Source organism: Janthinobacterium sp. UMAB-56 (genome assembly GCF_900095265.1).
In the GTDB taxonomy this organism is placed as follows: Bacteria; Pseudomonadota; Gammaproteobacteria; order Burkholderiales; family Burkholderiaceae_D; genus Janthinobacterium.
In genome coordinates, this window is the sequence record NZ_LT607652.1 from 177,560 (window position 1) to 194,756 (window position 17,197).

Genomic DNA, 17,197 nt, shown 5'->3' on the forward strand with positions numbered 1-17,197 from the left:
TACGAAGGCGTGTGCACGGACTTGCCACCACCGCGCAAGCGTTGATGTTGTAGCGCTGTGTCGTAACACTAAAAACCCCGCAAGCGATTGCGGGGTTTTTTATTATCCAGCAACGATTAGGCACATCATCGGCGGCACCATCGTCGGCACGCACGCGGGCGACAGGTCAACGATGAAGCGGCGAAATCGCCCTGGCCATCGAAATGGGCTGCGACGGCACGGACATCGGCAAGACCATCCATCCGCACCCGACCCTGGGCGAGTCGATCGGGATGGCTGCTGACGGCTACGAAGGCGTGTGCACGGACTTGCCGCCACTGCGCAAACGCTAATAAAAGTTAACTCTTGGTACGAAAAAGCGGGACTTGTTCCCGGTTTTTTTATTTCTCTTGACCTGCAGCATGCTAAAACGTGGCGCGGCGGCGTCATGTGAATATTGGTGAGTATTGCTGTATGGAAAAAATGGCAGAATGGAGGTCTGTAACCATGTTTTGCTTTTGCTTTAACAGCAGCGTGTGATTTTTCCAGGAATGTTGCCAGCGTGGGGTTCGGTCAAGTTCCGCTGTACCGAGAGTCTGTCCCAGTCGATGAATACATCCCCTGCTGGCGCCCCTCAGAAGCGGGCACTGCGTTGAGCGTCGTCGCGTGGCTCGCCACGCGTCCTCCTGACGCCTTCTCCGCGCTCCTGATGAAATCCGGCAGAAGACGCTCCCTACTGGGATAGGCTCTAAGAAAGTTTTGCAACAATGAAAAAATTTACCGCCCTTCATATTGCCGATGTCCGTTTGCGCCGGGCTGACGAGCAAGAGCAAGCCGTGATGCTGCATGCCTTGTATCAGGATGTGGCTGCCATTCTGGCGGCGGGCCAGAAAATCGATGCGATTTTCTTCACGGGCCAGCTGGTGGCGCCGGATGCCGGTGCCGATACGACGCCCGTGTATGTCTACGAATCCTTCCTGCGCCCCCTGCTGCAGGCGGCCAGCTTGCCTGGGGCGCGTTACTACCTGGTACCGGGCAGCCGCGTGCAGGGTGTCGCGGCTGCGGCGCTGGGCAATGCCGGTTTCAGCTTTTTCTCCGCCGATGAGCACGCCAATGCCGAGCAGCGCGCGCACTACAAGAATATCCACGCCGTGTTTCATGGCCACCAATATACGGGCGATGCCAGTTCGCTGATGAAGTCGCTAGGAATCCTGTTCAAGAGCAATCCCGGCAGCTTGTGCGGTACGCATGGTCAGATGGCGGCGTTTTCCGTGCTAGAGTTCGGCACGCATGTGGCCGATGACGGCGCGCCATGCACGCGCTGGACCGTGTCCCTGCGCGAGTTCGATGAAGTGAGCAAGAACTTCGCCCTGTCGGTGCTGTACACGCCGAATGCGCAGGAAACGGGGCAGATGGATGCCGAGTATGTGTTTGCCACCCTGTTGCCGCAGCTGGCGGGCGAACGCGCCTATTTCGATGGCTTGCTGGGCAAGGCGGGCACGCAGCATGAGGACGCGGGCGTGGCTGCCGATGCGCGCGAATTCCTGATCGAGCTGGCGTTCGTGATGTTCGAAGCCCAGAGCCTGTTCCTCGGCGAAGCGGAACTGCAGCGCTTTGCCAGCGATTATGGTGGCGTGAAAGGCTTGAGCATGGCCGCGGAGGATTGGCTGGCGCCGCTGTATGCGCATGGCTTGCTGTTGCGGGCTGATGGCCAGGTGGCGTTTTCCTTCGATTACTTCCGCACCTACTTCCTCGCGCAACGCTTTGAAACCTCGTTTGACCTGATGCGTTACGGCCCGGATCGCTACGATGCAAGTGAGTCTTCACTCGGTGCGGATGGCGTATCGGCGGCCCAGCCTTTCCTGCGCGCGCTGGGCTTGAGCGATGAGCGCGCCGAAGTGGCTGCGCCGCAAGACTGCAGCCGCCCTGGCTGAGTTTCCCGGCCAGCCGTCGCGCGTCAGTGCGCAAGCGGCTGGCGCAAGGTGCCGCGCAGGAACAGGTCCAGGCTGAGTGCTACCTTGGCGCGCAGCTGTGCCACATCGGGTTGCGCCAGCGGTGGAAACAGCAGGCGCGACATCTGATCGCCCATCAGGCAATTAAGCAGGTGTAGCGCCAGCATGGAGGGTGCCAGCTCCGCGCGAAACAGCGGCGCGATGTCGGGGCGGCTGAAAAACCTGCTCAGCATCTCGCGCGTCTGTCCCGGCCCTACCTTGTAAAACGTTTCCGCCAGTTCCGGGTGCGTGGCCGCTTCGGCCACCACCATGCGATTCAGGCGTATCGCCGCCGGCATCGTGACGAGCTGCACGAACAGCAGGCCGAACTCGCTCAAAATGGTGGGCAGGGGCCGCATGTCCGTTTCCAGCGCGGGCATGGTCGAGAAGTAGGCGGCGCGGCGCAATTCCACCACGGCATTGAACAAGCCCGACTTGCCGCCAAATTTCACATAAATCGTGCGCACGGCCACATGGGCTTCGCGGGCGATCATTTCCAGGCTCACCTTTCCATACCCTTTTTCCAGAAACAGGCAGCCGGCCGTATGCAGCAGCTTGTCCATGCGCGCTTCCATATCGGCCGCGCGCGGGCGGCCGGCTGGCTTGCCGCAGCAGGACTGCTCCTGTGCGTCGTCGGATTCTTTATCGGTGGGCAGGGTGTCGCTGAGGCCGGGATCGGGCATGGTCTGGGTCTCTTTATAAGTGGAAAGGTGAGTGATGGCTCACACTGTAGTGCAAATTAAAATGAAATGCAATCGTTTCATTTCTTGACTTTGGCTTTTCTTTGCCCAATAATGAACCTATATCATTTCATTTTCGGAGCGAGTATGTCCAATCAGCCAGGCCAAGCAGAGCACAAGGTGCTGAGCGCCGTCCCACCTGCGGCCCCTGCCGCACCTTCCATGCCCGCCGCTTCCGCCAGCTCCGCAGCACCGAACAAGCGCGTGAAAATCATCGCCGGCCTGATCGTCCTCGTGGCGCTGGGCGCCGGCGCGCGCATGTGGTACCGCAGCCACTATTTCGTGGAAACGGAAAACGCCTATGTGGCCGGCCACGTGCATCCCGTCTCGGCGCGCATCTCCGGCGTCGTCACCAAGGTCTTCATCGATGACAATCAATTGGTGAAAGAGGGCGACGTGATCGCCGAACTCGATCCGTTCGACCAACGCGTGAAAACCGAGCAGATCGCCGCGCAGATCGCCAGCGCCGAGCAGCAAGTGCTGCAGGCGGACGCGCAGATTGCGCAAGTGCAGGCACAGGCGAGCGCTGCCCAGGCGCAAGTGGCGCAGGCCGATGCGCAATTGCTGCGCGCAAAACAGGATGCAGAGCGTTATGGCCAGCTCTACACGAGCCAGATGAAAGCCGTCTCGAAAGCGGAACTCGATGCAGCCAATGCGGCCCGCTCCAGTGCCGTCGCCGACCTGGCCGCCCGCCGTGACAGCGCCTCGGCCGCCAAGGCGCAGATCGGCGCCGCCCAGGCCGCGCGCGACGTGGCCAAGGCGCAAGTGGCCGTGCTGCGCGTGCAATTGAAGGACGCGGAACAGCAACTGCAGTACAACCGCATCCTGGCTCCCGTCGCCGGTCGCATCGGCAAACGCAACGTGGAAACGGGTATGCGCGTGCAGCCTGGCCAGCAATTGACGGCCATCGTGCAGGACAACGTCTGGGTCACCGCCAACTTCAAGGAAACGCAACTGGCCGACCTGCACCGCGGCCAGAGCGTGCACGTGACCATCGACGCCATGCCGGGCAAGAAACTGGTGGGTACCGTGGACAGCTTCGCGCCTGCCTCGGGCGCGCAATTCGCCCTGCTGCCGGCCGATAACGCCACCGGCAACTTCACCAAGATCGTTCAGCGCGTGCCCGTGAAAATCGTCTTCCAGCCGGAAGACATCAAGGCCATGCATGGCCGCCTGGTGCCGGGCATGTCGGTGATCGCCGAAGTGGAAGTGAACCAGCCCGTGTCGGATCAAGCTCAGGACAAGGCCGCGCGCCACGCCGCCGCGCCAGCTGCTCCTGCCGCCCAGACCACCACCCGCTAAGCTTCCATGAGCAGCCCCTCTACCACGCTGGCGAAGCCGCCAGCGTTTCCCGTGATCGACGAGAAAGTCTCCGGGCGCACCTGGCTGGCGGTCGCCGCCGGCATGCTGGGCGCCTTCATGGCGGTGCTCGACATCCAGATCACCAACTCTTCGCTCAAGGATATCCTTGGCTCGCTGTCGGCCACCCAGGAAGAGGGTTCGTGGATTTCCACGGCCTACCTGGTGGCTGAAATTATCGTCATTCCCCTCACCGCGCTGCTGGCGCGCGTGTTCGGCTTGCGCACCTACATGATAGGCACCACCGCTTTCTTCCTGCTGTTCTCCACCCTGTGCGGTACGGCCTGGAACCTGGAAAGCATGATCGTCTTCCGCATGCTGCAGGGCTTTACGGGCGGCGCCCTGATTCCCATGGCGTTCACCCTGGTGATGCTCAAGCTGCCGCCGTCGAAGCGCGCCGTCGGCATGGCCATCTTCGGCCTGACAGCTACCCTGGCGCCGGCCATGGGCCCGACCCTGGGCGGCTATCTCTCCGAACTGTATGGCTGGCCCTCGATCTTCTACATCAACTGGGTACCCGGCGTGCTGCTGATCGCCGGCATGATCTATGGCCTGGACAAGGAGCCGATGAAGCTCGAGATGTTCTGGAAAGCCGACTGGCTGGGCATCTTCTTCATGGCCCTGGGCCTGGGTTGCCTGACCATCTTCCTGGAAGAGGGCAATTCGAAGGACTGGTTCGACTCGGGCTTCATCATCGCCTTCGCCGCGCTGGCCCTGACGGGCATCCTCGGCTGGGTCGTCACCAGCGCCACGCGCGCCGAGCCATTCGTCAATCTGGCCCTGTACGGCCAGCGCAACTTTTTGGTGGCCACCGTGCTGTCGGCCGTGACGGGCATGGGCCTGTATGGCTCGGCCTTTTTGCTGCCCCTGTTCCTGGGCCAGATCGCCGGCTATTCGCCGATGCAGATCGGCGAAGTCATCATGTGGGTGGGCTTGCCGCAGCTGTTCATCATGCCTTTCGTCGCCAAACTGTCGTCCGTGGTGGATAACCGCATCCTGTGCTCGTTCGGCCTGCTGCTGTTCGGCGGCTCGTGCATGATGAATGCCTATATGGATGCGTCCACCGGTTACGACCAGCTGCTGTGGTCGCAGGTGGTGCGTGCGCTGGGCCAGCCCTTCGTCATGCTGACCCTGTCGAACTTCGCCATGAAGGGCATCGCGCCGAAGGATATGCCATCGGCATCGAGCCTGTTCAACATGACGCGCAACCTGGGCGGCTCGATCGGCATCGCCCTGCTGGCAACGGCCCTGAGCACCCGCGAGCACTTTCATTCGCAGCGCCTGGGTGAGGCGATCAATGCCTATTCCAGCGCCACGCAGCTGCGCATCGACCAGCTGACGTCTTCGTTCATGGCCAAGGGCTATGACGCCGTCACGGCCGGCAACCAGGCCTTGCAGGCGATCGACGGCATCGTTCGCCGCGAAGCGTATGTGATGGCTTACAACGATGGCTTCTTCCTGATCGGCGCCATTCTGCTGGCCTGCATCGTGCCCCTGTGGCTGGCCGACAAACTCAAAGCTCCCGGTGGCGGTGGCGGCGGTCATTGACCGCGCCCGCAAACACCTCAAGAACAAGAAGGTACACATCATGCAAACAGTATTGACGAAAATCGCGCTGGCCGCCTCCCTTGCCGTGGCGCTGTCCGCCTGCGGCACCGTGGGCCAGGATTTCACCGCCCCGGCGAATGTGGCCGGCGTCGACAACGGCGTTTTCCGCCATGGCGCGGCCACGGCGGATGCCGCGCAACTGCCCCAACAGTGGTGGAGCATCTACGGCGACGCGACCCTGAACCGCCTTGAGCAAAGCGCGCTGCAGGACAATCCCGGCGTAAGGGCGGCCGGCGAGCGATTGCTGCAGGCGCTGGCGCAAAGCGGCACGGCGCGCGCCAACCAGGGCCCGAGCGTGAACGTCAGCACGGGGATCTCGAACTCGCGCACCTCGGCCAATACCTCGCAGGGCCTGGCTCTGGGCAACCGCTCCATCAGCGGCAATAACTTCTCCGTGGGCGGCTCGCTGTCGTACGAAGTCGACTTGCTGGGGCGTGTAAAACGCATGGTCGAAGCGTTTGACTCGCAGGCGCTGGCAGCGCAGGCTGACCGCGACGGCGTGCTGCTGATGCTGTCGGCGCAAGTGGCCAGCAATTACTGGCAGCTGCGCGGGCTGGACGCGGAAATGGCCATCCTGAATGGCGCGCTCGACACGCGCCGTGAGTCGGCGCAGCTGGTCGAGGCGCGCTTCAATGCGGGCTTGACGAATGAGCTGGACCTGGCGCGCGCGAAGGTCGAACTGTCGAACGCACAGGCGGACCTGCATGAAGTCAGGCGCCAGCGCAACCAGCTGGAAAACAGCCTGGCCACCCTGACGGGCAAGCCGCCGTCGGCGCTGCAATTGCCGGTGGCCGCCGAGCCTTCCAGCTTGCCGCTGCCGCCAAGCATCCCTGTCGGCCTGCCTGCCAGCCTGCTGGCGCACCGCCCGGACCTGGTCTCCAGCGTGGCGGGCCTGCGCGCGGCGAATGCGCAAGTGGGCGTGGCCGAAGGCGCGTTTTACCCGTCGCTGCAACTGACGGGCAATTTCGGCTACGCCTCCGAAAAGCTGCGCGACCTGGCACAAGGCGGTTCGCGCCAGTTCAGCTTTGGCCCGCTGGCCTTGTCCCTGCCGATCTTCGACGGTGGCCGCAACCAGGCCAACCTGGATGTGAGCAAGGCGCGCTATGCGGAAGCCGTGGCGAATCACGAAACCAAGCTGCTGACAGCCTTGCGCGAAGTGGAAGACGCTTTATCTGACGTGCAACAGCGCCAGTTGCAGGGCGACGCCCAGGCCCTGTCGCAGGCGGCGGCGGCGCGTGCCTACCTGGTGGCGCGCACGCGCTACGAGCGCGGCATTTCCACCTACCTGGATGTCACCGACGCGCAGCGCAGTTCGCTGGCAGCGGACCGCGCTGCCGCGCAGATCAAGACCCAGCGCCTGCTGGCGACGGTTGCCGTGGCCCGTTCCCTGGGAGCCGGCTGGAAACCGGACGGCGAGCTGGCGAAGCTGGCGAAGGCCAACTAAGTACGAGGTGAACCAGGTACAACTGTTACGTGAGCGTGGCCGGTGGCGGTGTCGCCGCCGGCCCGTAGCGTTGCAGCAGAAAATCGATGAAGGTCGTCAGCTTGGGCGTGGGCTGGCGGTCGCGCGCATACACGAGGTGCATGGGGCGCGGCGCCGGCACGTAGTCGGCCAGCAGCGGCACCAGCCTGCCGGCGGCGATATCGCTGGCCATCAGGATCTCCGCCTGCATGACGATGCCGAAGCCATGCAGTGCCGCCACGCGCAGTGCCTGCCCATTGTTCGAGCGGAAGCGGCTCTCTCGCACGGGGCTGCCATCGTCGTCGCCGCTCCTGGCCAGGCGCCAGCGCACATGGCGCGTCCATTGCATGAAGTCCAGGCATTCGTGCCGCGCCAGGTCGGCCGGCGTGCGCGGCGTGCCGTGTCTTGCCAGGTAGGCGGGTGCGGCGCAGATCACCATCGCATACGGGCGCAGCACGCGCGCCACCATGGCGGAATCGTCCAGCTTGCCGATGCGGATGGCCGCGTCAAACCCTTCCTCGACCAGGTCCACCGTCCTGTCGTTCAGGTTCAATTCCAGGCTCACTTCCGGATACGCATCGAGGTAGTCTGCCAGCAGCGGCGCGATGCACTCGCTGCCGAAGGACACGGGCGCCGTGATTTTCAGCTTGCCGCGCGGCGCCGTGCGCATGGCTTCCGCGCCACGTTCCGCCGCATTGATGCTGGCCAGGATCTGGCGGCACTGTTCCACATACTGTTGGCCGATTTCCGTCAGGCTTTGCCGCCGCGTGGTGCGCGCCAGCAGCCTTGCACCCAGCCGCTCTTCCAGATATTTGATGTGCTTGCCCACCATCACGGGCGAAATCTGGAACGCCTCGGCGGCGGCCGTGAAACTGCCCGCATCGACGACGGCGACAAAAATCTCCATGCTGCGCAATTTATCCATGGCTACCTTGATTGCAAATTTAGGGTTTGTAATCTTGTAAATTCTAGCGTATTTATTCCTTTTTGTAAGCGGCGCATACTGGCTCCATCGTTCAACCCACACAAGGAAGCAGCATGAAAATCGTCATCATCGGCGCCAGCGGCACCATCGGCACGGCCGTCGCCGCCCAACTGGCGCAGCGCCATGAAATCATCGCAGTGGGCAGCCGCAGCGGCACCCACCAGGCCGATATGGGCGACATCGCGCAAGTGCGCGCCCTGTTCCAGCGCATCGGCAAGGTCGATGCCGTCGTCGTCACGGCCGGCAAGCTGCATTTCGGCCCCCTGGCTGAATTTACTCCTGAACAATTCCAGCTGGGCCTGGACAGCAAGCTCATGGGCCAGGTCAACGTGGCGCTGGTGGCGCAGGAATACCTGAACGACGGCGGCTCGATCACCCTCACCAGCGGCATCGTGGCCGAGCAGCCTATCCGCTTCGGCGCGGCTGCCAGCATGACGAATGCGGCCGTGGAAGGCTTCGTGCGGGGCGCCGCCATCGAGTTGCAGCGCGGCGTGCGCATCAATGTCGTCAGCCCCACGGTGCTGGCCGAATCGCTGGAGTCGTATGGCCCCTTCTTCTACGGCTTCGAACCGGCCGCCGCCAGCCGCGTGGCCCTGGCTTACAGCCGCAGCGTCGAAGGGGCGCAGACGGGGCAGGTGTACAAGGTCTGGTAAGCGGCTTGCCATGCCATGGGGCAGGTGGGACAATCGCAGGTTGAACAAGAAAGCGGTCGCGCGCCATCCGCGCCAGCCGCTCCTGAGAAAAATCTAACCGAGACCCCCATGAAAAAACTCCTGATTCCCCTGCTGATGGCTGCCGCCTTCGGCAGCGCCTGCGCCGCAACGCCAGCCACCGCACCAGCAACCCCTGCCACGGCGCAACAACTGACGGCCATGAGCGCCCGTTATGCGCCCGTTGCGCTGAGCGCCGATGTCACGCACCTGTCTGCCGGCGACCGCCAGGCCATCGCCAAGCTGGTCGAAGCGGCCAAGCTGGTCGATGTGCTGCAGCTGCGCCAGCGCTGGGCCGGCAATGAAGCGCTGTGGGCAGCCTTGAAGAAGGACAAGTCGGCCCTGGGCCAGGCCCGTTTGAATTATTTCTGGATCAACAAGGGCCCATGGTCGGTGCTCGACGCCCACGCCTCGTTCATGCCGGCGAGCTATGCCGGCATCGCCATTCCCGCGCACAAGCCGGAAGCGGGCAATTTCTATCCGCAGGGCGCCACCAAGGCCAGCCTGGAAACGTGGATGAATGGCTTGCCGGCGGACGACAAGCAGCAGGCGCAATGGTTCTTTACGACGATTCGCGCGGGCAAGGATGGCACCTACCAGACCGTCAAGTATTCGGACGAATACAAGGTGGAGCTCAAGCAACTGGCCAGGCTGCTCGATGAGGCGGCGGCCGCCACCGACAATGCTTCCCTGAAGAAATTCCTCACCCTGCGCGCCAAGGCTTTCCTCGACAATGATTACCTGCCATCCGATTTCGCATGGATGGACCTCGATTCGCCCGTCGACATCACCATCGGCCCCTACGAAACGTATAACGACGAACTGTTCGGCTACAAGGCTGCGTTCGAGGCTTACGTGAACATCCGCGACCAGGCGGAAACGCAGAAGCTGAACTTCTTTGCCAAGCACATGCAGGAGCTGGAAGACAATCTGCCACTCGACGCCCGCTACCGCAACCCGAAAGTGGGCGCGCTGGCGCCGATGGTGGTGGTCAACCAGGTGTATGGCGCCGGCGACGGCAACATGGCCGTGCAGACGGCGGCCTACAACTTGCCCAACGACGAGCGCATCATCAGCGCGCGCGGTTCCAAGCGCGTGATGCTGAAAAACGTGCAGGAAGCCAAGTTCAAGGCCACCCTGACGCCGATCTCCAAACTGGTGCTGACGCCCGCAGCGCAGCAGGATGTGGATTTCAATTCCTTCTTCACGCACATCCTCGCGCATGAAATCATGCACGGCCTGGGCCCGCACGCCACCGTCATCGACGGCAAGCCATCGACGCCGCGCCAGGACTTGAAGGAAGCCTATTCGACCATCGAAGAAGCCAAGGCCGACATCACGGGATTGTTTGCGTTGCGCTACATGATGGACAAAGGGCAACTTAACGACACCCTGGGCCAGGGCGAGGCCGCCGAGCGCAAGCTGTACAACACTTTTCTTGCCTCCGGTTTCCGCACCCTGCATTTCGGTCTGACGGATTCGCATGCGCGCGGCATGGCCATCCAGATGAATTACATCCTCGACAAGGGCGGTTTTGTTTCTTTGGGTGATGGCAAGTTCGGCGTCGATTTTGGCAAGATCAAGCAAGCCGTGATCGACCTGGACCGTGAATTTTTGACCATCGAGGCGACGGGCGACTATGCGCGCGCGAAAAGCTTGATGAGCAAGTATGTGGTGATTCGCCCTGAAGTGCAGGTCGCGCTCGACAAGATGAAGGCCGTGCCCAACGATATCCGCCCGGAATTCGTCACGGCGCGCGCGCTGGATCAAGCGACGAAGAAATAAATCTGACGCCGTATTATCAGAGTGTAAAGCCGGTGCATCTGCGCCGGTTTTTTTTCGTCTTTATTTATGAAAAGTTGCCAGTTTTTCCTTGTGGAAATATTTTCACCGCTTACTCTGCAGTAGTTGCTTTTCTTTCGTCCCGTCTGTCCCATGCCAAATCCGCTCTTGCTGATGAGCTTGCTCATCGCCGTATCTTCTGTGCCCGCCGTGGCCGCCGCCCAGCTCACCGCTCTGGAAAGCCGCTGGCTACAGGCCGGCCAACCCGTCATCGCGTTTGCGCGCGCACAAGGTTTGCCCATCGATATCATCGTGCAGCCGCAGGATGCGCCCGGTGCCGTGCCGCTGGCGCTGGGCTACGCAGCGGGGCGCTGCAAGCTGGTGCTATCGCTGCGCGGCAATGCACAGGCGGACAGCGTCTTGCAAGATGTACTGCCTGCGCGCCAGGGCATGATGATGGAAGCGATGACGGCGCATGAAATCGGCCATTGCCGACGCTATGCACAGGGCGACTGGCACGCCTCGCCACGCGGCTTGGTTGAGCCGCTCAGCACGCAGCGGGGCACGTTGACAGCGCTGGCGCAGGAGCTGCGCGAGACGCGCCGCGAAGAGGCCTATGCGGATCTGGTGGCACTTGCCTGGATGCAGGGACGCCACCCGGAGCAATATCAGGAGGTGCTGGCCTGGATGCGCGGCGTGCGCGCCGGCGGCGACGGCGCGGGCGGCGGTGCAGGCAGTTCCCACGCCACGCAGGCATGGCTGGCACTGGCGGGTGGCGTGGGTGTATTTGACGCGTCCGCTTCACCATTTGAACAGGCGCAAGTATTGTGGCGGAAGGGCTTGAGCGGCGATAAATAAACGCGCATTTTTACGTGGATGGCCTGTCAGCGTGCGCTGTCGCACGGAGCTTTGCGTGCGGCAGGGGTTTAATCTGGTCATTAACACACCGGAGAGTAACCATCATGAACAAAATTATTGCACTCATGCTGGCGGCCAGTGCCAGCGCCCTGCTTGCTGCCACGCCCGCGTATGCGCAGGATGCTTCCTACAAGAGTTTGACGGACAAGGCAGCGGCCGACTACAAACAAGCCAAGGCTGCTTGCGATGCCCACAGCGGCAACGCGAAGAAAGTTTGCGTGGAAGAAGCTGCGGTGGCGCGCGCCAAGGCCGACTCTGACGCCGTGGCGCAATACCGCAACACGCCGCGCGAACTGGGCAAGGCCCGCAAGGATGTGGCCAAGGCCGAGTATGACCTGGCCAAGGCCCAGTGCGGCGAGCGCACGGGTGCCGACAAGAGCACGTGCATGAACGATGCCAAGGCAGCGAAAACGGCTGCGCTGGCTGACGCCAACACGGGCTCCATGGCCGGCACCAACGTGGCGCAAAATCCACCTGCCACCATGAAGGAAAATTGCGATGCCATGGATGCAACGGCCAAGGTTGCCTGCGTGACGCGCAATGCGGCCAGCAGCACCAAGGTGGCAGTGGAAGACTCCGTCATCACCACCAAGATCAAGGCAGACCTCGTCAAGGACAATGATTTGAAAGCGCTGGACGTCCATGTGGAAACGGTCAAGGGCGTCGTCATGCTCAGCGGTTTCGTGCCTTCCCAGGCGCAATTGAAAAAAGCCGCCGACCTGGCCCGTGGCGTGGAAGGCGTGACGGACGTGAAGAATGGCTTGAAGGTGAAGTAAGGCGCATTCTGCACAGGCCTTAACGCCAGGACTGGCGCCGCACGCAGCAGTGTGGCGCCAGCTTTTTTTGATTGTATAAATTACGATCATAATATAACATGAGAAAAATCTGACCGCTGGTGCTGGTCGATATCCACTTTTTCTCATGAGGGCTGCATGCTTTCCTATCCCTTTTCGCAATGGCTGGCGCGGCGCGGCATGCACTTTGCCTGGGTCATCGTCGCCATTACTTTCCTCACGGCATTAACTTCATCTGCCGCACTGGGTTTGCCGGGCGCCTTGATGCAACCCTTGAGCCGTGAGTTCGGCTGGGATGCCGAGCAGATTTCCTCGGCCTTGGCCGTGCGCTTCGTGCTGTTCGGTTTGATGGGGCCGTTTGCCGCCATCCTGATGGAGCGCTTCGGCTTGCGCAATGTCATCTGCGTGGCCCTGGGGCTGATCGCGGCCGGCATGCTGCTGGCCACGCGCATGACGCAGTTCTGGCACCTGGTGGCCCTGTGGGGCATCCTGTTGGGGCTGGGCTCGGGCATGACGGCGCTGGTCTTGAGTGCAGTGGTGGCCAACCGCTGGTTCGAGACGCACCGGGGCCTGGTGGTGGGCGTGCTGACGGCCAGCTCGGCCACGGGCCAGCTGCTATTCCTGCCCGTGGGCGCCTGGTTGATCGAGCACTACGGCTGGCGCACGGCCGTCATGCCCGTGTTTATTGCCTGCGCGATCGTCGCCGTGCTGGCCTTCCTGTGCATGCGCAACCGGCCGCAGGACGTGGCCTTGCGTCCGTATGGCGCCGATCCTGCCACGCCCCTGGTGGGGCTGCCTGCGGCGAACATGACGTTCGCCACGCCGTTCGTGGTCTTGCGCAGCGTGGCGGCACACCGTACCTTCTGGATACTCTTAGTCACGTTTTTCATCTGTGGCCTCAGCACCAACGGCTTGATCCAGACGCACTTCATTTCCCTGTGCGGCGATGCGGGCCTGTCGGCCGTGCCGGCCGCTTCCGTGCTGGCCATGATGGGCGCCTTCGACCTGTTCGGCACGATCTTGTCCGGCTGGCTGTCGGACCGCTATGACAACCGCAAACTGCTGTTCTGGTACTACGGCTTGCGTGGCCTGTCCTTGTTCTGGCTGCCGTATTCGGAATTTACCTTGTACGGCCTGTCGCTGTTCGCCATGTTCTATGGCCTGGACTGGATCGCCACCGTGCCGCCGACCGTGAAACTGGTGGGCGCCACCTTTGGCCGGGAGCGGGCGGGCATGGTGTTTGGCTGGATCTTCGCCGGCCACCAGCTGGGCGCTGCCGTGGCCGCATACGCGGCGGGCCGCATCCGCACCCTGATGCTGACCTACAATCCGGCCCTGTTCGCGGCCGGCGCCGCCTGCCTGCTGGCCGCGCTGCTGGTGCTGGCGATACGGCGGCAGACGGCGGCCGTGGCTACTGTCCAGCCCGCATGAAAAAAGCCAGGCCCGCATGCGCGGAGCCTGGCTTCTGTTTTACCAAGAACGCTTCAGGATTTACTTGAGGTATTTAGCCAGCCAGCCTTCAACTTCGCTATAGAAGAAGCGGCTGTTCTCGCCCTTCAAGATCCAGTGGTTTTCGTCCGGGAAGACCAGCAATTTTGCCGGCACGTTCAGGCGTTGTTGCACGGCAAAGTTCATCAAGGCATTGTTGGCCGGCACGCGGTAATCGAGCTCGCCCACGGTGATCAGGATCGGGGTCGTGAAGCCCGTGCCTTTTTCGTGGTTGCCCGCTTGCATGAGGGGGCTTTGGTCGCGCCACACGGGCAGGTTTGACCAGACGGGGCCGCCCGCATTCGTTTCACGGCCGAAACCGCCATCGCTGGTGCCCCATTGCATGATCAAGTCCATCTCGCCCGCGTGCGAGACGATGGCCTTGTAGCGCGTGGTGGTCGCTTGCAGCCAGTTCGCCAGGTGGCCGCCATAGCTGGCGCCGCCGGCGGCCAGTTTCGTGCCGTCGATGAAGGCATATTTCTTGATGGCTTCATCGACACCCTGGTTGACTTCGTCGCCCGGACCTTTCAATGGGTCGAACTGGATAGCCCGCGAGAATTCCTCGCCATAGCCGGTGGAACCCTTGTAGTCGGTCAGTAGCACGACATAGCCTGGCTTGGCCAGCAAGTGATAGTTCCAGCGCAGCACGAACTGGTCGCGCCACATGCTGGCCGCGCCGCCGTGGATGACGGTAAACAGCGGATACTTCTTGTTCGGATCGAAGTTGGCGGGCTTGACGAGCATGTTGTGGATCCGGCGTCCGTCTGCCGTGGTGAACCAGAAGTGCTCGGGCGCCTGCCAGTCGATTTTACTTGCCTTGTCCGTGTTGAAGGCTGTCAGCCGCTTCGGCTGCTTGCCGTTGAAGGCATAGATTTCCGGCGGGTTGATGGACGACTCCCACACGCCGACCAGGGCCTTGCCGCCGCTGCTCAGCGAGTTGATGGTACCCGTCGGCAAGGATGGCTCCTCGCGCACCTCGCCACCTTTGGCGTCGATCGAGTACAGCTTTTCCAGGCCTGCATGTTCATAGCTGAAGAGGACGCGCTTGCCGCCTTCGGGCAGCACGAAGCGCGAAATCGACCGGTCCAGCTTGGCCGTCAATATCGTAGGCGCAGGGTTGCTCATCGGCCAGGCAAAGCTGGCCAGGCGTTTCACGTCATACACTTTGCCTGGCGTTTGCGCGTCGCTGAGGGCGAACAGGGTCTTGCCGTCGGCCGCGAATTTCAGGGAACCGTAGCTATGCTTGTCCTGCGTCAAACGCTGTGCTTCACCGCCGGCCACGGGCAGCAGATACAGTTGCGAGACCACGGCTTCGCGCTGGGCCGCATCGCGATTGGTGGCCGCGTTGAAGACGACGGCCTTGCCATCCGGCGTCCAGACGGCGTCCAGCGATTGTCCCTCGTCGCCCTGGCTGCCGCCAAAGCCCGGCAGGGTGACCAGTTGCGTGCCAGACAGGATGTCGCGTGGGACAGCGTTAGGTTCGGCGTCGACGATGAACAGACGCACTTGCTTGTCGGTCAGCCATTTGTCGAAATAGCGGGGCGCCGTTGTTTCATACGAACGGGCGCTGACCTTGCGCTCCTTGCGTTCCTTGGCGCTTTGCTTGACGTCGGCTTCCGTCTTGTTGCCTGGATAAATGTCGCTGATAAATAGCAATTGCTTGCCATCCGGACTCCATTTCGGCATGCGCGCGCCCAGGGTGAGCGAAGTCAGCCGCTGCGCTTCGCCGCCAGCGGCCACGTCGAGGCGGTAAATCTGTCCCGCTTCATCGCCATCGCGCTTGGCGACGAACACCAGTTGGCGGCTGTCCGGCGACCAGGCCACGGCGCCTTCGCCGCTTTTGGAATAGGTCAGGCGGCGCGCGGGGCTGTCGTCAAGCAGCGACTTGATCCACAGGTCCGACCATTGCTCCTTGCTATCGTAGGCGCTGTCGACGACGGAAAACACGGCCCACTTTCCATCCGGGCTGGCGACAGGCGCGCCCACCCGTTTCATCAGCCACACGTCTTCATGCGTGATCGCATGTTTAACTTGCGTTTGCGCGGTGGCAACTGGTATAGCCGGCGTGGTATCGGCGGCGTGGATGGTCGTTGCCAGCGAGGCGCAGGCCGCTGCGATCAGCAGGGGGGCGAGGGAACGGCGAAGACGGGGTGAGGTCATGGGCGTAGTCCGGGAAGTGAAAAAAGTACAGCGGGCAACATTATTGCCCATCGTTTCCCCCGCTGCCAAGGCTGTGTACCGTAACTTACCAGGCTGGCGCACGCATGGCGGACATGCACGGCGTATCCGATCAGTTAAACTTGCCGCTTTACTTACGCTGGGGCTGCTTGAACATGAAAATTAGTCTACCCTTATTGCAATCGCTATTGCTGGGCGCGAGCTGCCTGCTGGCTGCTCCGGTTTTTGCCGCTGCCGCCGCGCCGTACCCGAATACCAGCGCCATGGGCGTGGGCCACGCGGAAAGCACGGCCTGGTATGCGGGCTGCCTGAAGGTCAAGGATGCGGCACCGCCGCCGGCCGACTTGCCGGCGCCGTCCGCTGTGGCTGCCTTGCAGCAGTGCCAGGCGACGGACCTGTATTACGATACCAAGAGTATGTCCTCGTCCAAGCCTGCCGACTGGCGTGCCGTGCGCCATTGCGCCATGGCTACGCACAACAGCGCCGTGCTGATGATGCTGTACCAAAATGGGCAGGGTGTGCAGAAAGACCCCTTGCTGGCGCTCAAGTATGCGTGCAGCATCGACGCGGCGCCGGCCGAGATGCAGGGGCGCATAGAACATTTGCAGCAGATCAATGCCAGCGGGCGCGGCATGATCGACTGGTGCGACGACATCACCAGCGGCTACATGATGGGCGTGTGCAGCGCCATCGATGCGCGCCAGAAACAAAGAGTGCGCGCGCAGGCGACAGATAAAGTCAGCGCAAGCATGCCTGCCGTGGCGCAAGCGTCACTGCAAAAGCTGCAGACGGCGGCAAGCAAGTTTGCCGATGCGCGCGCCGCTAATGAAACGGATTTGAGCGGCACGGCGCGCGCCGCCCTGAGCATCGCCGCCCGCACCGCCGAGCTCGATTTGCTGGCGCAGGACTTGCGTGCGTACGAAGGCGGCAAGCTGCCGCCAAGTAGGTCGAAGGCGCAGGCGGCGGCACTCGACAAGGAACTCAACGCCATCTACGGCAAGCTGATGAAAAAGCCGGCCGAGACCTATGCGGGCGCCGTGGGCAAGGAGGGCATCCGCGCCACCCAGCGCCTGTGGCTGGCGTACCGCGATGCCTGGATGCATTTCGGCGCCCTGCGCTATCCGTCCGTCACCAGCGAGACCTGGGCCGGCCTGCTGACGGCGCGGCGCAATGCGCAACTGCAAGCGATGCTGGGGGATTAAG

Annotated in this window: 13 protein-coding genes and 1 pseudogene; 11 read left to right on the top strand and 3 right to left on the bottom strand. The window is 62.5% G+C overall.

What is annotated here, in order from left to right; translation table 11 throughout:
* Positions 1 to 124 precede the first annotated feature (124 nt).
* Both K0F85_RS03825 and K0F85_RS03830 read left to right on the top strand, forming a co-directional pair.
* Positions 125 to 332, top strand: a pseudogene (locus K0F85_RS03825) (dihydrolipoyl dehydrogenase); the annotation flags it as partial.
* A gap of 414 nt (positions 333 to 746) precedes the next feature.
* On the top strand, positions 747 to 1,913 hold the full coding sequence (locus tag K0F85_RS03830; RefSeq protein WP_219114633.1) for a hypothetical protein: 1,167 nt from the start codon (positions 747 to 749) through the stop codon (positions 1,911 to 1,913).
* A gap of 23 nt (positions 1,914 to 1,936) precedes the next feature.
* Here the strand turns inward: K0F85_RS03830 and K0F85_RS03835 are convergent, their stop codons facing one another.
* On the bottom strand, positions 1,937 to 2,653 hold the full coding sequence (locus K0F85_RS03835; protein WP_219114634.1) for a TetR/AcrR family transcriptional regulator: 717 nt from the start codon (positions 2,651 to 2,653) through the stop codon (positions 1,937 to 1,939).
* A gap of 144 nt (positions 2,654 to 2,797) precedes the next feature.
* Between K0F85_RS03835 and K0F85_RS03840 the strand changes: the two genes are divergently transcribed.
* Genes K0F85_RS03840 through K0F85_RS03850 form a run of 3 tightly spaced genes read left to right on the top strand, consistent with a single transcriptional unit; the run spans position 2,798 to position 7,121 of the window.
* Positions 2,798 to 4,012, top strand: a complete 1,215-nt coding sequence (locus K0F85_RS03840; protein WP_219114635.1) for an HlyD family secretion protein — start codon at positions 2,798 to 2,800, stop codon at positions 4,010 to 4,012.
* A gap of 6 nt (positions 4,013 to 4,018) precedes the next feature.
* The gene (locus K0F85_RS03845) at positions 4,019 to 5,617 is read left to right on the top strand and encodes a DHA2 family efflux MFS transporter permease subunit (RefSeq protein ID WP_219114636.1); all 1,599 of its coding nucleotides are present in this window, start codon (positions 4,019 to 4,021) and stop codon (positions 5,615 to 5,617) included.
* Positions 5,618 to 5,657: 40 nt separating this feature from the next.
* Complete coding sequence (locus K0F85_RS03850; RefSeq protein WP_257572510.1) at positions 5,658 to 7,121, top strand: efflux transporter outer membrane subunit; 1,464 nt, start codon at positions 5,658 to 5,660, stop codon at positions 7,119 to 7,121.
* A 25-nt stretch (positions 7,122 to 7,146) separates the two neighbouring features.
* Here K0F85_RS03850 and K0F85_RS03855 read toward each other — a convergent pair whose 3' ends face one another.
* Positions 7,147 to 8,064: a LysR family transcriptional regulator gene (locus tag K0F85_RS03855; protein WP_219114637.1), complete on the bottom strand. Its 918-nt coding sequence runs from the start codon at positions 8,062 to 8,064 to the stop codon at positions 7,147 to 7,149.
* A 113-nt stretch (positions 8,065 to 8,177) separates the two neighbouring features.
* On the opposite strand from K0F85_RS03855, the gene K0F85_RS03860 reads away from it, so the two are divergent.
* The 5 genes from K0F85_RS03860 (at position 8,178) to K0F85_RS03880 (ending at position 13,759) form a co-directional block, all read left to right on the top strand.
* The gene (locus K0F85_RS03860; RefSeq protein WP_219114638.1) at positions 8,178 to 8,777 is read left to right on the top strand and encodes a short chain dehydrogenase; all 600 of its coding nucleotides are present in this window, start codon (positions 8,178 to 8,180) and stop codon (positions 8,775 to 8,777) included.
* Positions 8,778 to 8,885: 108 nt separating this feature from the next.
* Positions 8,886 to 10,619 (top strand): hypothetical protein, encoded by a 1,734-nt coding sequence (locus tag K0F85_RS03865; protein WP_219114639.1) that lies wholly within the window; start codon positions 8,886 to 8,888, stop codon positions 10,617 to 10,619.
* Positions 10,620 to 10,769: 150 nt separating this feature from the next.
* Positions 10,770 to 11,474: a hypothetical protein gene (locus K0F85_RS03870; RefSeq protein WP_219114640.1), complete on the top strand. Its 705-nt coding sequence runs from the start codon at positions 10,770 to 10,772 to the stop codon at positions 11,472 to 11,474.
* A gap of 104 nt (positions 11,475 to 11,578) precedes the next feature.
* Entirely contained in the window at positions 11,579 to 12,310 is a 732-nt protein-coding gene (locus K0F85_RS03875) for a BON domain-containing protein (protein ID WP_219114641.1), read from the top strand.
* 156 nt (positions 12,311 to 12,466) lie between these two features.
* On the top strand, positions 12,467 to 13,759 hold the full coding sequence (locus K0F85_RS03880; RefSeq protein WP_219114642.1) for an MFS transporter: 1,293 nt from the start codon (positions 12,467 to 12,469) through the stop codon (positions 13,757 to 13,759).
* Positions 13,760 to 13,819: 60 nt separating this feature from the next.
* Here K0F85_RS03880 and K0F85_RS03885 read toward each other — a convergent pair whose 3' ends face one another.
* The gene (locus K0F85_RS03885; protein ID WP_219114643.1) at positions 13,820 to 15,976 is read right to left on the bottom strand and encodes a S9 family peptidase; all 2,157 of its coding nucleotides are present in this window, start codon (positions 15,974 to 15,976) and stop codon (positions 13,820 to 13,822) included.
* A gap of 173 nt (positions 15,977 to 16,149) precedes the next feature.
* On the opposite strand from K0F85_RS03885, the gene K0F85_RS03890 reads away from it, so the two are divergent.
* On the top strand, positions 16,150 to 17,196 hold the full coding sequence (locus K0F85_RS03890; protein WP_219114644.1) for a lysozyme inhibitor LprI family protein: 1,047 nt from the start codon (positions 16,150 to 16,152) through the stop codon (positions 17,194 to 17,196).
* Position 17,197 lies beyond the last annotated feature (1 nt).

Coding starts and splice junctions, on each gene's coding strand:
- K0F85_RS03830 (WP_219114633.1), top strand. CDS start 747: ATGAAAAAATTTACCGCCCTTCATATTGCCGATGTCCGTTTGCGCCGG.
- K0F85_RS03835 (WP_219114634.1), bottom strand. CDS start 2,653: ATGCCCGATCCCGGCCTCAGCGACACCCTGCCCACCGATAAAGAATCC.
- K0F85_RS03840 (WP_219114635.1), top strand. CDS start 2,798: ATGTCCAATCAGCCAGGCCAAGCAGAGCACAAGGTGCTGAGCGCCGTC.
- K0F85_RS03845 (WP_219114636.1), top strand. CDS start 4,019: ATGAGCAGCCCCTCTACCACGCTGGCGAAGCCGCCAGCGTTTCCCGTG.
- K0F85_RS03850 (WP_257572510.1), top strand. CDS start 5,658: ATGCAAACAGTATTGACGAAAATCGCGCTGGCCGCCTCCCTTGCCGTG.
- K0F85_RS03855 (WP_219114637.1), bottom strand. CDS start 8,064: ATGGATAAATTGCGCAGCATGGAGATTTTTGTCGCCGTCGTCGATGCG.
- K0F85_RS03860 (WP_219114638.1), top strand. CDS start 8,178: ATGAAAATCGTCATCATCGGCGCCAGCGGCACCATCGGCACGGCCGTC.
- K0F85_RS03865 (WP_219114639.1), top strand. CDS start 8,886: ATGAAAAAACTCCTGATTCCCCTGCTGATGGCTGCCGCCTTCGGCAGC.
- K0F85_RS03870 (WP_219114640.1), top strand. CDS start 10,770: ATGCCAAATCCGCTCTTGCTGATGAGCTTGCTCATCGCCGTATCTTCT.
- K0F85_RS03875 (WP_219114641.1), top strand. CDS start 11,579: ATGAACAAAATTATTGCACTCATGCTGGCGGCCAGTGCCAGCGCCCTG.
- K0F85_RS03880 (WP_219114642.1), top strand. CDS start 12,467: ATGCTTTCCTATCCCTTTTCGCAATGGCTGGCGCGGCGCGGCATGCAC.
- K0F85_RS03885 (WP_219114643.1), bottom strand. CDS start 15,976: ATGACCTCACCCCGTCTTCGCCGTTCCCTCGCCCCCCTGCTGATCGCA.
- K0F85_RS03890 (WP_219114644.1), top strand. CDS start 16,150: ATGAAAATTAGTCTACCCTTATTGCAATCGCTATTGCTGGGCGCGAGC.